Below are 14,518 nucleotides of genomic sequence, written 5' to 3'. Positions count from 1 at the left end.
TGCTTAAATATAGGGAAGTAGAACAAAAATAAGCAATCTGCTAGCCCTGGCTGTCGGCAAATTTCTCCAGCTGTTGCTGTAGTTTTATCACCCTGTCCTCAATACTTTCAGTAGTGAGCCTTTCCCTTAGCGACTCTACCATGATAGGAAAGGCAAAGGGGCTTGGCCGGGGAGGGTACATCAGGGTGATTTGCTGGGAGTTGATTCTGTCTACGGCCTCCAGCAGTCTGCTTTGCTCCATTTGAAGGGTGATCACTTCATCCATCGCCTGCTTGAGAAGTAGGTTTTCCTTGTCGTAGTCCTCAAAAACCTTGTAGATGATCTGCGAGTTGGCCTGCAAGTGTTTATTGGAGATGGTTTTTCCGGGGAAGCCATGAAAAACAAGACCAGCGATGGAGGCGATGTCACGAAACCGTCGGCGGGCCATTTCCGACTCATTGATGCTGTGGTGAATGTCTTCCAGTAGATTGGTGGTGGAAAAGAGATCCAGTTCCAGTGCCTCCTCGATGGGAATTGGTTCGTCAGTCAGCAATTCGAAACCGTAGTCGTTCATGGCAATGGAAAAAGAGATCGGGGCAAGTTTACCAATTCTGTAGGCGACAAGACCTCCGAGCACCTCGTGTACAAACCTACCTTCGAAAGGATAAATGAAAAGGTGGTGCCCGAAACGGCTTTCGACTTTCTCGATGAGGAGCTTGCCGGCGTCAGGCACTATCGACCACCGTTGCTGCAGTTCGATGATAGGCCGGATAGTTTCCAGTTCTATATCGCTGAAGTCGCCAAGGGCCGCTTGCTCCAATTTTTGGCGGATGAGGATGGACAGTTGAGAGGAGAGGGGCATTCTCCCACCGCCCCAACGGGGTATCAGCCCACGTTTTTTCTTCGCTTTTCTTACAAGCACCGTCATGTCTTTGATCATGATGAATTCAAGATTGCGGCCAGCAAACCAGAATACATCACCTCTTGTGAGCTTCGAAGCAAAGCTTTCTTCCACAGTGCCAATATTGCCACCCGTCAGGTATTTGACCCTGAGGGATGGGTCGCCAACGATGGTGCCGATGGACAACCTGTGCATGGTAGACTTTCGCCTGTCGGTTACCCGATAAACCCCATCAATTATTTCGACCTTCGAAAACTCATCGTATTCACCGAGGCTGCTGCCACCAGTGGTAATAAATTGCAATGCCCATTGCCACTCTTCCTGGCTGAGGGTGCTAAAGCAATAGGTTTGCTTTACTTCGTTAAGAATGATGTCGGGTATAAAGCCCTCACCCACGGCAAGTGTTACCAGGTATTGTACCAGCACATCCATGCACTTTTCCAGCGGTTTTCTGCTTTCATAGTAGTCTTTGTCAATGGCTGAGCGAAGGGCGGCACCTTCGATCAACTCTAATGAATGGGTAGGCACAAAGTAAATCTTACTTGTAGCGCCAGGCTGGTGACCACTTCTGCCCGCTCTCTGCATGAAGCGGGCGACACCCTTGGGCCCTCCGACCTGAATGACGGTATCTACCGGTCTGAAGTCGACGCCAAGGTCAAGGCTGCTGGTGCAGACTACCAATTGCAGCTTGCCTGCATGCAAAGCCTCTTCAACCCATTTCCTCACATTGTTGTCCATGCTGCCATGGTGCATAGCCATGGCACCGGAAAGGTGTGGGGCTGCGTGCAAAATCTGTTGGTACCAAATCTCTGTTTGAGAGCGGGTGTTGGTGAAAAGTAGCGTGGTTTTGCTATTTTCGATGATTGGCAGCACTTTGTCCATCATTTTTACACCGAGGTGCCCTCCCCAGGGGAACTTCTCTGCCTCGTCGGGCAGCACAGAGATCACTTCTATTTTTTTGTGAATATTGGCTTTGATAGCGACACTGCCTTGGAATAGCGTTGGCCCCAGCAGCACCTCCCGGGCCTGATCGAGGTTGCCAATGGTGGCCGACACGCCCCATATTTTGAGGTTGCCCGGGTTGGTGGCCCGAAGCCTGGAAAAGGCCAGTTCAATTTGAACCCCTCTTTTAGTGCCCAGAAGCTCGTGCCACTCGTCGACGATGATGGTGGTAAGCGATTTGAAATAATTGACAGCTTCTTTTTGGCTGAGAAGTAGGTGGAGACTCTCGGGTGTGGTGACCAGGCATTCCGGCGCTGATCTTTTCTGTTTTGCCCGATCTGAAGTGCTGGTGTCGCCTGTTCGGATGCCGATTTCCCAGGGAATTTCGAAGTCGGTGCACATGCCTTCCATGGCTAGTTGAATATCTCTCGCCAGTGCACGCAGTGGCGTGATCCAAAGGACTCTCAAGCCGTTCTTTCTGGGTTTCTTATAGTCGGCGGGATGTTCTCTCATGTACTCAAGCAGGCACGGTACCCAAAGCGCATAGGTTTTGCCACTTCCGGTGGGTGCATTGAGTAAACCGGATTTCTCCTGAAGAAAGGCCCGCCAGGTATCAACCTGAAAATCAAATGGCTTCCAGCCTTTTTTGACAAACCTCTGCTTTCCGTCGTTGATAAGGTTTTCCAATGAAGTTTTACGGTGTGTGAGGTCGAAAATGAATGCTGGCTATCAAAACGAATCTATTAAAAAAAGTGAGGTTTATTTACAGCAAGCGGCAAAGTATTGTAAATTAAATTGGGACCGGCTGGATTGGTAAACAGGCTGTTGCCCGGTCTTAAACCTGCACCAATGATGTGCCGGTGTGCAGGTTATTTTCTTGCAACACTTTTAGAATTTCTTCTGCCGCTCTGTCGGCTGCTCTTCCATCGAGCGCATAAAAGAATTTCTTATTGGCTGCTTCCCGAGCCTCTCCAAGGGTGTCGTTATTTAACGATTCTTCAATGGCAATTTTTGCTTCATCAAATGATTGGACGGAAATGCTAATGGAGCTTATCAGCTCCTTGATGTCTTCTGTTAACCTGGCGCCTGTATCTACCTTGAAGGAGACAATAGGTTTGTTGAAGGCACAATACTCACCAATGATGCTACTGGTATCAGAAACCAGAACGTCAGACAGCATCAGGTAGGGGACAGTATTGTAGCTATCAATATAAACGATGCTCTTTTTGCCACGTATGCTATCCCTGTATCGTTTACTCATAAACGGATGGAGGGTCACCATCACATTGTAGGTATCGCTCAGCTCTTCTATCCTTTCATGCCATAGGTGGACAGCCGACATGCCCGACTTGTCCCAGGTGGCGGAGAACATCACGGTGGGTTTTGCTGGATCCAAATGCAAAGACTTCCTTAGTTCCTCAAGATAGGTATCGTCAATTTCTCCATTAAAAGCTTGGTCCAGTTTCGGGCACCCTATAGCCACCCCGCATTTTACACCAATTTTTTCTGCCATCAGCTTGTGCTCCTGAGAGGTCATAAAAAAACGCTGAAAAACGTTGTACTTTTTAGCCTTGATGAACTTTTTGAACTGGTACACACCATGCGCCATGCCTATTTTGATCACATTGTCAATGGGGAATTCGTGCATGGCATGTCTGGCCATTATAACGACATCAGGAAAGGACGGCCAGGATATGGCTGCTACCCCGAGAGATTCAAGCTCCTTTTTTATGTGTGCGTTTTTCGCAACAATTCGGGATTGCGGAAACTTTCTAATGACCGGCTCCATAATGAAGTAGTCCATCATTTCTCCTATGTAAAAATCTATGACAGGGTCACTTGAGTCAAATAGTTTTTTAACCTTCCAAAAAAGGTAATAGGGGGATGTGAGGAGATACTCCGATAATTTCATGAGGCGCCAAAATGCATCAAATGTTATGCAATTTCAACAATTATTTAATATCGAAACCTTGAACGGAGGTTTTGATGGCGTTTTTCCCGGAAAGTAAAACTGTTAGCCGTGTTTATCCAGCAAAATCCGAAGGGTTAGAACAGGAAAAGTACTGCACTGGGAAATTCCCTTTCCCAAAACCAAATTTTATGTTCGCCATCTTCATGGATAGTGAAGTTTACATTTTCAGATGGGATGTATTTTGTGAGTGCTTTGAAAAGCGCCTCATTGTCTGCCGGAAAATTCACTTCGCTATTAAGCTCATTTTTTCCAACAACGCCAAAAACCCGAGCGTCTTCCATAACGAGCTTGTGGCTCGCCTTTGACAACACAGAGTCGGAGTTGAAATGCAGAGCTGCCGAAAAAAGAGCTGCCTTTCCAAATACCTCAGGATACTGGGTAAGCCCATAAAACGCTGCAAGACCTCCGAGGCTTGCACCCATAATAGCGGTGTTGGAGCGGTCTTCTTTCGTTCTATAAAGGCTATCGATGTTTGGCTTAAGCGTATGAACCATAAAGTCCAGGTATTGCTGGCCTTTCCCTCCCGCTCGCAACGAAGAGTTGGCATAGAGGCTAAATTCGTCTGCTCTTGTCTCCTCATTGCTTTGAATGCCCACCACAATCACTCCTTCAAATCCCTCTTTCTCAAGCGCTCGCAGGTTTTCATCCACATGCATCTCTTGTGTGTAGCCTTCTGGTTTTTCAAAAACCCATTGCGCATCTTGAAAGTAAACAACCGGATATTCCTTTTCGGTTGTCTGGTAGTCGGCAGGAAGATAGAGCCAGATTGTCTTGGTTACGTCCAGCTCAGGGCTGTACACGTCAAAGGTGAGGTAGCTCTTTTTATCCTCCTCATCTTTGCACGAGGAAAGCACCAGAATCAATGCGAGACACGGAAAAACAAGTTTTTTTATATACTTCATTACTACAAGATTAACATCTTCCCTTTATAAGTCACTTATTTTTCCGAGTTTAATGTTCGAAAAAGTTTGTGGAGTGAGCACCGTTGAATTGGCTTTTTCAGCGTCAGTTGCTAATGACGATAACAAACATGTACATTTAAAGTTATACAGATCAGTAAAGTATAGATGTCTTCTTTCAAAGAACCTTCTTACAATTTTTTTCCCTTCCTAAGGAAACAAAGGCTTAAGGTTATTCTAACCGTGCTGATATCACTATTGATTTTGTTAGTAGGTGCTATATTAAGTGTATGGACTTTTTATCAAAACAAAAAGACGGTAACGGAACGGGTGATTTCAAACGAGCTTCCTGTCTTGGTTGACTATGCGGCTGTGCGGTTCATGGAGAATGTCAGCGAGGCGATTCATGTGTCAAAATATCTGGCAAACAGCCCATTTGTTAAAGATTGGCTTGTAAACGAACAACCAGATACGATACAGATTCTAAGGTATTTGAACCAAATTGGATCGAGCGAGAACATTGTTAGCCTCCATATTATCCCAGTTGAGAACCCGGTTATTATTTCAAATTATTGGCCTCGGAGAAAATTGACCGACGCTGCAGATCCTTTTTTTAAGAAATTCCTCACTAGTGACAATTTTCGGGAATTCAACATAGACATTAACAAATATGTGAAGCACAAGCAATTGCTTTTCTATGTCAACAACAAGATTATTGGGGATAACGGTAATGTGCTGGGGCTGGCTGATGTGGCCATGCGGCTTGATAAGTTTAGTTCAGTAATTGCCTATGATAGCCTTCAGTCTATTGGTCAGCTTTACATTGTCGACCGCAGTGGCACCATCAAACTTCATAACGACACGACCAGGATTGGGTATAGTAGTTCTGAGTCAAATGGATCAAATATTAAAAATGAGCCAGGCTTGGGTAAAGTGGCGGACGACATACTCAGCGGTAGAATGTCAATCGCTGAGTTTCAAAGGGAAGGAAAAACTATTCTGTTGATGACGAGGGTTTTACCGGAATTTGACTGGCTGGTAGTTGCTGAAGTGCCCAAGGAAGATTTCATGGCTCCGTACCTGAATATGCTGTGGAAAAACCTAATAATGAGCATCTTAGGAGCTATTATAAGCGTAGTCTTGGTAGTGGCTATTACTTCCCGATGGGTGATAACACCTCTTATGATGCTGAAGAGCGGACTAATCAACTTCTTTCTTTTTTTGAATGGCGACCGAACTGGTTATGAAAAGATATCGGAGAGAGGAAGCAGGGAAATGAGAGACATGGCCCATGAGATAAATGGGGAGGTCGACAGGATCAAGGCTAATCTTGAAAAAGATCAGGCCCTGATTATGGAAATGCAGTTTCTCATTGAACAGGTGAACAATGGCGTTTTTTCTGTGAGACTCAAGGAGCATGCGGCAAACCCTAGATTAAGAAGGCTGAGGGCCGACATTAATCATATGCTTGAGCTACTGAGCGCAAAGGTTGGCGATAACCTCAACGAAACATTGAAGTCACTACAGCAATACGCTAACCTTAATTTTTCCGACGCTTCAAAGAATAAGAATTTGGGTGAGTTGGGAGCACAGGTTCATAGCATGGGCGCCTCGTTGGAGAATGCGTTGCATGAAATTAAGTCGCAAAATAAGGAACTGGAAGAAAAGCGAGTTAAAGTAGATGAGCAGAATAAGTTTATCGAGTCCCGCAACAAGGAACTGAGCAATGTAAATGCTCAAATTAATCTGATTAACTCAAAGCTGGAAACGTTGGTTGAGGAGAAGACCCTTAACCTGCAAAAAGCTTACCGTGAGCTCGACACTTTTCTCTACCGGGCCTCACATGATTTGAGACGCCCTTTGACGACTTTAAGAGGGATTGTCCAGCTGGTTGAGGACAGAAATACTGACGAGAAAGTAGGAGAGCTCTACGGGTTGATTGATAAGGTCATTAGCGGAATGGACAGCATGCTTAAGAAGCTAATTGCTATTAGCTATGTTTCCAGCACCGAATTAACATTTACTCATCTCGACAGCGACTCGTGTGCCAGGCTGGTGGAGAAAGTTTTGAGTGGTTTTCAAGACAGGTTGACTGATTATAGTACAAAAGTGACCGTAAGTATTGCTCCTGATTTAGGCTTCAATGCCAGCGAAGACCTGGTAGAAAGCGTGCTCGCAAATATCGTAGAAAACGCCTTGATATTTTCCTCAAAAGTAGAGCCGGTACTCATTGTAAGCTTTACTAATGGCCCCAAAGATCATGTACACCTTACTGTAGAAGATAATGGCGTGGGTATTCCCCAAAATGTGCAGGACAGGTGCTTTGATATGTTTTTTAAAGGCAGTCAGTTGTCGCAGGGAGACGGCCTTGGTTTGTATGTTGTGAAGAAAATAGCTGACAGGCTGGGGGCCGCCATCGTGCTGAAGAGTCAAGTTGGCAAGGGTACCACTATTGTGGTGAAGTTCCCAAGGGAGCACTCAGAATAAGGCAAAAAAATGACCCGCACCAGAAAGAGGCACGGGTCATGTAATTTTCTTGTACGGCTTTATCGAGGCTCGGTTTTACTTAACCTTTTCAAGTACTTTCTCCACTTTCACACTGATCTCTTTTGCAGTTTGCTCATTGAGCTGCTGGTCTATCGACGCTGTGTGAGGTTTTTCGGAAATATGTGGCGCAATGATGAGCGCTACGATAGATGTAAGCTTGATAAGAATGTTCATCGACGGTCCGGATGTGTCTTTGAAAGGATCACCAACTGTATCGCCAGTCACTGACGCTTTGTGGGGCTCGGAGCCTTTGTACTCCATCTTGCCGTTGATTTCAACACCCTTTTCGAACGACTTTTTGGCGTTGTCCCATGCACCACCGGCGTTGTTTTGGAAAATCCCCATCAACACGCCAGAAACTGTGATACCGGCTAGTGTACCCCCGAGTACTTCAGGGCCAAAGCTGAAACCAACGATGATCGGCGTCAGCAGTGCAATAGCACCAGGAAGCATCATTTCACGAATGGAAGCTTTGGTTGAAATGGCCACGCATTTGTCATATTCTGGCTTTCCTTTGTACTCCATGATGCCAGGAATTTCCTTGAACTGACGACGCACTTCGTTCACCATGTCCATAGCGGCACGACCCACGGCAGCAATGGCAAGGGAGGAAAATATAAATGGGATCATTCCGCCCACAAACAAGCCTGCAAGCACGTCAGCTTTGTAAATATCGATTGAGTCGATTCCAGCTACACCAACAAATGCTGCAAAGAGGGCAAGTGCTGTAAGGGCAGCCGAAGCGATAGCAAAACCTTTTCCCGCTGCTGCGGTAGTGTTACCAACTGCGTCCAGGTTGTCGGTGCGTTCACGAACTTCTTTAGGAAGGCCACTCATTTCAGCGATACCTCCGGCATTATCCGCAATTGGGCCAAAGGCGTCGATGGCAAGCTGCATGGCTGTAGTGGCCATCATACCAGCAGCCGCAATGGCTACTCCATAAAGACCAGCAAATGAGAACGAGCCGTAAATACCGGCTGCAAGAATCAGAATAGGTAAAACTGTTGACTCCATGCCAACAGAAAGGCCACCGATAATATTGGTTGCATGACCTGTAGAAGACTGCTGAACAATAGAGTTAACAGGCTTCTTGCCCATGGCAGTGTAGTACTCCGTCACGATGCTCATCAATGCGCCAACCACAAGGCCAAGCAGGATGGCGTAGAACACATCCATGTTTGTGAATTCATATCCCCGGATGGAAAGGCTGGCAGGCAGCATGTACTTTACCAGAAAGAAAGAACCGACGCCAGTCAGGAAGATAGATGACCAGTTGCCCATGTTCAAAGCTGCCTGAACACTGGAAGTTTCACTTTTGATGCGGACAAAAAATGTTCCCACTATAGAGAAAACAAGGCCCATACCAGCAATGATCATCGGCAGCAAAATAGGGGAGAACCCACCGAAAGCATCGGCAGAAGCATCGATTTCTTGTCCTAATACCATGGTGGCAAGAATGGTGGCCACATAAGACCCGAAAAGGTCAGCGCCCATACCGGCTACGTCACCCACGTTGTCGCCCACGTTGTCGGCGATTGTTGCCGGGTTACGAACGTCGTCTTCGGGAATTCCAGCTTCAACTTTACCTACAAGGTCGGCGCCTACGTCAGCGGCTTTGGTGTATATGCCGCCACCAACACGAGCGAAAAGGGCAATAGATTCGGCACCTAAAGAAAAACCAGCTAACACTTCAATGGCAGTTTTCATTTCAAGGCCTGTAGCCGCAGCGCCTTCTGGCACGAAAATCTGAACTAATACAATGAACAGTGAGCCAAGGCCCAATACAGCCAGCCCAGCCACTCCAAGGCCCATAACGGCACCGCCGTTAAAAGAGACCTTCAAGGCTTGCGCCAGCGAGGTTCTGGCGGCTTGCGTGGTTCTCACATTTGCTTTTGTGGCGATGTTCATGCCTACCCAGCCGGCAAATGCAGAAAGAACGGCGCCTATTACAAAGGCGATGGCGATGGTTGGATGAGAATCAGGAACAAGAGTACCTGAATAGGCCAGCAGAATAGCAGCAATTACCACGAAATAGCCAAGCACTTTCCATTCTGCTTTCAGGAAAGCCATGGCTCCGTCGGCGATGTAACCAGCCAATACCTTCATATTGTCATCACCGGCATCTTGTTTCGATACCCACGACGATTTCATGATCATTACGATCAATCCTAAAATCCCCAGAGCAGGGACTAAATACACTATACTGTTCATGGTCAGTTTTTAGTTCAATGAAAAGTTGTTAGTCCTTAACATATTATATGTTAAGGCTCATTTCAGGGGCGCAAAAATAGCTGAGTAAATTGAAAAATTTCAATATAATCAGATGATTTTTGGATACTTAGTATTTCCCGCACTAATACGCCTGTGGAAAGCCACATTTTTTAGTTAGGCAAGATATCGTCTATCCGTTGTGGTGTTTTTCCGGACTTAACTTAAGTGAGCTGAGCTATTTTATCCATGGAGAGGTTTAATTCTAACTTGCCATGATTGACAACCTGAGCTGCTTCAGGGTTGAGAGAACCGTCTGACCCGACACAAAAATGTGGCACCAGCGCTTCTTTTATGGCTTCAATAACGAGTTCGGCACTGTTGGCGTTGATAGTATGCACTTTCACAAGCCCGAGACCTATTTTTATTGCAGCTTCCTTTACATGGGGCGAAGAAAAGCTTCCAATGAACTCTGGCGTTAGTCCGGTGGCTCAAATTCACTTTCTCCATATCTTACGATGGTTTGCTGTGTCCGTGGCACAGTCTTTTCTGTGAAATGATTCAGGGAAAATGAACTGGCAGCCAAAATGTTCTCGAGGGAGTGTCCCGAAACAGCATGCAGTCTGAAAAGTACGCCAATCAGCGGAGGAGTTGCACCTACATGAATCATCTTAATGAAGACTGCCAGATCATTTACTCTTAGCAAACTTCTGCTTCAAATCAGGGCAACGCTTTTGAATCCCGTTAGCGAATTCATAAAGCTGCGCCTGAAAGGACTTTCTATCGAAAGGATGTCTTCAGATTTGTGGCAGTGAATAACGGGTATTATTCATGTCCGAATGGCTTCCGGAATGTTATCGCAATACTTGATGTCCAGTTTTTCAACTGCTTCAGGCGACATTTTGCCAGCTAGCTGCCCTCGTTCAATGGCAACTGCCGTCTTGAACCAGTCCAAATTCGGTAGTATTTTTCGATGTTGAAGTAACCCATAGCGCATCATTTCCTGTTTCCAATAAAGGAAATACCACTCCATTGAAGGCTGGTGAAATGTGCGTAGTGATCTTTTATCAAAAATGAATTTTGTAAAATCTCCATTTTCGATAAGAGCAGAAATTTGTTGGAAAATGGATCGAAAATGCTCTATTGGTACATAGTCCGAAAGTAGCTGGCAAAGCACGACCTTCAAGTCAGGGTGATAGACAACTCTTGCCCAGCGGTTCTCGAAACGCAGTTGGAAACCCATTGCTTCCTGGTCGACTTCTTTCAAGTTTCTTGTAGCTTCCATAGGCGTGACTTTAATGGCGGCTTTCTTTTAAGCGTGCCTTGTCCTGGATAATGTCTTCTTTGAATGCCTTCATGTTTTGTTCAAGCTTCGACGCATAGTCGAAAGCCGATTTGAGCATGCTTTCCTGGGAGTTTATCTGCTCTTTCAAATAGTCAAGTTCTTTGTTTAGCAATGATATCCTTTGCTCATACTGGATTCTAAGCCTTTCTTTCTCTAGTTCAAGCCTTTTTAACTCAGTTTTAAAAATTAGGAATGCTTCCGGAGGGCTGGGCATGAATATTACATATTGAGTGATATACTATATATCTTTAAGATTCACCGAATTGTTTTGAAGAATTGAGATTAAATTGGTCTGATGCTCGACATTCCGCCGTCAAGGTGCAACACTTGCCCTGTGAGCCAACCGGCGGCGGTAAGAAGATAAATAACGGTTTCCGCTAGCTCTTGTGCGGAGCCTATGTGTCCCATCGGGTTTCTTTTCTCGGCACCGCTGCGTTTTTCTACAGACGAAAGCAGGCCAGCTGCCAGCGGAGTGTCCACAAGGGAAGGTGCAATAGTGTTCACCCTAATTCCGTGACTCACCCATTCTGCAGCCAGCGATTTGGCAAGCCCCTCAACGGCTCCTTTGGCCGCTCCTACCGAAGCATGAAAGCCCATGCCCTGCGATACTGCCACTGTGCTAAAGAGTACGACACTAGACTTATTTGCAGCTTTTAGCGGCAGGTAGGCCCTTTGCAGTGATTTTACTGCGCCAATTAGATTGACAGTGAAATCAAGGTTGAAATCTGCCTCAGCGAGACGGTGAAATGGCTTCAAATTAATAGTGCCCGGGCAGTACACAAACCCATCAAGTACTTGAGGCAGCGAGACTTCTGCCCAGTCTCCTATAGTGGCGTCAAATAGGTGGTGCACCAGATTGGCATGATTCAAAGGGCTTTCTGACCTTGAAATACTGTGAACGAAATGCCCCATTTCAAGCAGTTTCTTCACTACCTCAAGTCCAATGCCCTTCGACCCGCCTACGATCAGATAGCTTTTTGCATTCCCGTTGCTCATTGGTAAATAGTTTTTTGGTGTAGCTTATTGCTACTTCACTAACTATTTACCATTGAGATTGTTGGGTGTATTGATGTAATTCAGAAATTCTTTTTTGGTGTTTTCATCTGAAAACTTGCCACTGAAATGTGCTGTGCCGGTTCTGCTATTAGTGTCGCCCACCCCACGTGAAGAAACACACATGTGCACGGCATCTACTACAACTCCCACATTGTCTGTCTTCAAAATCTTTTTGAGCTCATTGGCAATCTGCACGGTCATTCTTTCTTGTACCTGAGGTCTTTTGGCATAATACTGAACAATCCGGTTGATTTTGGACAAGCCGATCACCTTTCCGCTGGATATGTAAGCCACATGTGCTTTACCATAAATAGGTACGAAATGATGCTCGCAATAAGAATAGAAGGTAATGTCACGCTCTACCAGCATCTCGTTGTACTCGTATTTGTTGTCAAACAGCTTTGCCGTAGGCTTATTTTTTGGGTTTAATCCGCTGAAAACCTCTTTGACATACATTTTAGCCACTCTGTTGGGAGTGCCTTTCAGGCTGTCGTCAGTAAGATCCATGCCGAGAATGTGCATAATTTCCCTGAAATGCTTGGCAATAAGCTCCATTTTGAGATCGTCGTCCATCTCAAAAGCATCCGCTCTCAACGGAGTTTCATAGGAAGTAGCAACGTGGTCGTCGTCCAAATCATCTATGTCCAATGCCTGGCTAGGCTGGGTACTCAACAAAGTTTCTTTCCGTTTCATAAAGGGTAATTTTTAAATCAAATTTGTTGTCAATTCTGGCTCTCAACAAGTCATAGATCACGATGGCAATATTTTCAGCAGTGGGATTCAACGAGCGAAACTCTTCCACATCGACATTTAGGTTTTTATGGTCAAATTTTTTTGTTACGTGCTCCTTTACCAGGTCACTTAACACTTTCATGTCAAATAGGTAGCCTGTTTCAGGGTCAGGTTCTCCCACTAGTTTTACCACCAAATCGTAATTGTGCCCGTGGTAGTTGTCATTATTGCACTTTCCAAAAACCTTTCTGTTCTTTTCGTCACTCCAAGCCGGATTGTTGAGCCTGTGCGCCGCATTAAAATGTTCTTTTCTATAGACTGCTACCTTCATTCAGGAGTATTTGAAATGGTATAAACGTTTATTTGGTAAATAAGTGCAATAATTTGTGTTAATAGAATCAATTACTCAGCAAACATTATGAGGAGTCAACTTGTTTAATTTTTTTGACAATATATTAAACAATCCTTCAGGGAATGGAGAATAGATTTGATGCATGTGTGGTGGGAAGCGGAATGGGTGGTTTAACAAGTGCTGCACTGTTGGCTCAGAAAGGACTAACAGTGGCTGTGCTGGAGCAAAATTACCTACCAGGAGGATGTACGAGTTCCTATTGGCGCAAGGGTTTCGTTTTTGAAACTGGTGCCACTACACTGGTTGGGCTGGATAAAGGGATGCCGTTGAAGTATCTGTTGGACAAAACAGGTATCCACCTGCCCGCCAGAAAGCTTGCTTTGCCCATGCAGGTGGTGTTGGCAGATGGAACAATCATTAACCGCTATGAAGCTATTGAAGATTGGATAACGGAGGCCGAGCGGATTTTTGGAAGCAAAGGCCAACGCCCATTTTGGGAGTTTTGTTACGATGTCAGCCGGTTTGTGTGGGATGCCTCACTTCGATTCAGGGAGTTTCCTCCTTCATCCTTTTCTGATCTGGTAAAATTGGCTTACAGAGCACGCATAACTGATTTTAGCTATGCGAGATGGAGCTTCTCATCTATGGCCGAGCTTCTGCAAAAGCATGGGCTTGACCAAAATGAGCGATTTGTTGCATTCGTTAATGAACAGTTGCTCATTACCGCTCAAAATCGGATGGAGGAAGTAAATGTATTGTTTGGAGCAACAGCCCTTTGCTACACTAACTATGGCAATTACTATCTGGATGGAGGCATGATCAATCTTATTAACCCCTTGGTAGACTATATTGAAGGCAAGGGAGGAGTAGTTGCTTTGAAGTGTCGGGCGGAGAAGATAGCAACAAACGGTGAGAGATATGTCATTGACACTTCAAAGGGTACTTTTGAGTCGAATTATGTAATCGGGGCTGTTCCAATCAATAATCTCCGGGAAGTATTTCCCCAAATTCAGCGAAATGGAGTAAAGGACATGCCATCAAAGACGCTAAATAGTGCCTTTCAGCTTAGCATAGGTTTCAGGCCCAGGAAACACTTCGATGCCATTCACTACCAGATTCACCTGCACGCACCGTTAAGTGGGATAAAATCCAAAAGCATTTTTTTAAGCTTAAGCCACCCGCTTGACCCAACCCGTTCGGATGTGGAAGGCCTGATGGTAGCGTCGGTCACAACGCACATTCCGCACCCCGAAGGCACTGAAATTGCCAGTGATATTTTGGAAAAGGAAATCATCGATACCCTTGAGCACCATGGTTTTTTGGATCGAAAGGACATCGTTTACAAACACAACTCGGGGCCAAAGGCGTGGGAAAAGTGGACAGGAAGAAAATGGGGGTTCGTGGGGGGCTACCCGCAATACATGAAAATCCGGCCATGGCAAATGCTCAACGCTCGACTTGGCCCAAAAGGAGCCTACCTGTGTGGTGACACGTCTTACCCTGGGCAGGGGATTCCGGGGACAGTGTTGAGTGGCATCATTGCGGCTGAAAAACTTTCCAGGGATTGGCTCTGAATTTTCTTCTA

The 14,518-nt window shown here is 45.6% G+C and carries 12 protein-coding genes; 2 read left to right on the top strand and 10 right to left on the bottom strand.

Going from position 1 to position 14,518, the window contains the following annotated elements:
* Positions 1 to 40: 40 nt before the first annotated feature.
* The 3 genes from AAC052_RS10880 to AAC052_RS10870 all read right to left on the bottom strand — a co-directional run bounded on the left by AAC052_RS10880 (position 41) and on the right by AAC052_RS10870 (position 4,696).
* Complete coding sequence (locus tag AAC052_RS10880) at positions 41 to 2,509, bottom strand: ligase-associated DNA damage response DEXH box helicase (RefSeq protein ID WP_339813175.1); 2,469 nt, start codon at positions 2,507 to 2,509, stop codon at positions 41 to 43.
* 148 nt (positions 2,510 to 2,657) lie between these two features.
* Positions 2,658 to 3,734, bottom strand: a complete 1,077-nt coding sequence (locus AAC052_RS10875; protein WP_339813173.1) for a CDP-glycerol glycerophosphotransferase family protein — start codon at positions 3,732 to 3,734, stop codon at positions 2,658 to 2,660.
* 134 nt (positions 3,735 to 3,868) lie between these two features.
* Positions 3,869 to 4,696: an alpha/beta hydrolase-fold protein gene (locus tag AAC052_RS10870; RefSeq protein WP_339813171.1), complete on the bottom strand. Its 828-nt coding sequence runs from the start codon at positions 4,694 to 4,696 to the stop codon at positions 3,869 to 3,871.
* 240 nt (positions 4,697 to 4,936) lie between these two features.
* Here AAC052_RS10870 and AAC052_RS10865 point away from each other — a divergent pair, with 240 nt between their 5' ends.
* Positions 4,937 to 7,180 (top strand): ATP-binding protein, encoded by a 2,244-nt coding sequence (locus AAC052_RS10865; protein ID WP_339813170.1) that lies wholly within the window; start codon positions 4,937 to 4,939, stop codon positions 7,178 to 7,180.
* A 75-nt stretch (positions 7,181 to 7,255) separates the two neighbouring features.
* Here AAC052_RS10865 and AAC052_RS10860 read toward each other — a convergent pair whose 3' ends face one another.
* From AAC052_RS10860 to AAC052_RS10830, 7 genes are all read right to left on the bottom strand, one after another.
* A complete protein-coding gene (locus AAC052_RS10860; protein ID WP_317492310.1) occupies positions 7,256 to 9,451 on the bottom strand; it encodes a sodium-translocating pyrophosphatase in 2,196 nt (731 codons plus the stop codon).
* A 221-nt stretch (positions 9,452 to 9,672) separates the two neighbouring features.
* The gene (locus tag AAC052_RS10855; RefSeq protein WP_317492309.1) at positions 9,673 to 9,855 is read right to left on the bottom strand and encodes a hypothetical protein; all 183 of its coding nucleotides are present in this window, start codon (positions 9,853 to 9,855) and stop codon (positions 9,673 to 9,675) included.
* Between the two features lie 422 nt (positions 9,856 to 10,277).
* A complete protein-coding gene (locus tag AAC052_RS10850) occupies positions 10,278 to 10,733 on the bottom strand; it encodes a hypothetical protein (protein WP_317492308.1) in 456 nt (151 codons plus the stop codon).
* Between the two features lie 10 nt (positions 10,734 to 10,743).
* Complete coding sequence (locus AAC052_RS10845; protein ID WP_317492307.1) at positions 10,744 to 11,007, bottom strand: hypothetical protein; 264 nt, start codon at positions 11,005 to 11,007, stop codon at positions 10,744 to 10,746.
* Positions 11,008 to 11,075: 68 nt separating this feature from the next.
* The gene (locus AAC052_RS10840; RefSeq protein WP_339813167.1) at positions 11,076 to 11,789 is read right to left on the bottom strand and encodes an SDR family oxidoreductase; all 714 of its coding nucleotides are present in this window, start codon (positions 11,787 to 11,789) and stop codon (positions 11,076 to 11,078) included.
* 42 nt (positions 11,790 to 11,831) lie between these two features.
* Complete coding sequence (folE, locus tag AAC052_RS10835; RefSeq protein WP_317492305.1) at positions 11,832 to 12,542, bottom strand: GTP cyclohydrolase I FolE; 711 nt, start codon at positions 12,540 to 12,542, stop codon at positions 11,832 to 11,834.
* On the bottom strand, positions 12,505 to 12,912 hold the full coding sequence (locus tag AAC052_RS10830) for a 6-carboxytetrahydropterin synthase (protein ID WP_339813165.1): 408 nt from the start codon (positions 12,910 to 12,912) through the stop codon (positions 12,505 to 12,507). The genes folE and AAC052_RS10830 overlap by 38 nt, the downstream gene beginning before the upstream one ends.
* A gap of 143 nt (positions 12,913 to 13,055) precedes the next feature.
* Between AAC052_RS10830 and AAC052_RS10825 the strand changes: the two genes are divergently transcribed.
* A complete protein-coding gene (locus AAC052_RS10825; RefSeq protein ID WP_339813163.1) occupies positions 13,056 to 14,507 on the top strand; it encodes an NAD(P)/FAD-dependent oxidoreductase in 1,452 nt (483 codons plus the stop codon).
* Positions 14,508 to 14,518 lie beyond the last annotated feature (11 nt).

This window comes from uncultured Imperialibacter sp., assembly GCF_963974565.1.
Classification (GTDB): domain Bacteria; phylum Bacteroidota; class Bacteroidia; order Cytophagales; family Cyclobacteriaceae; genus Imperialibacter; species Imperialibacter roseus.
This window is presented reverse-complemented; position numbering and strand designations above follow the sequence as displayed.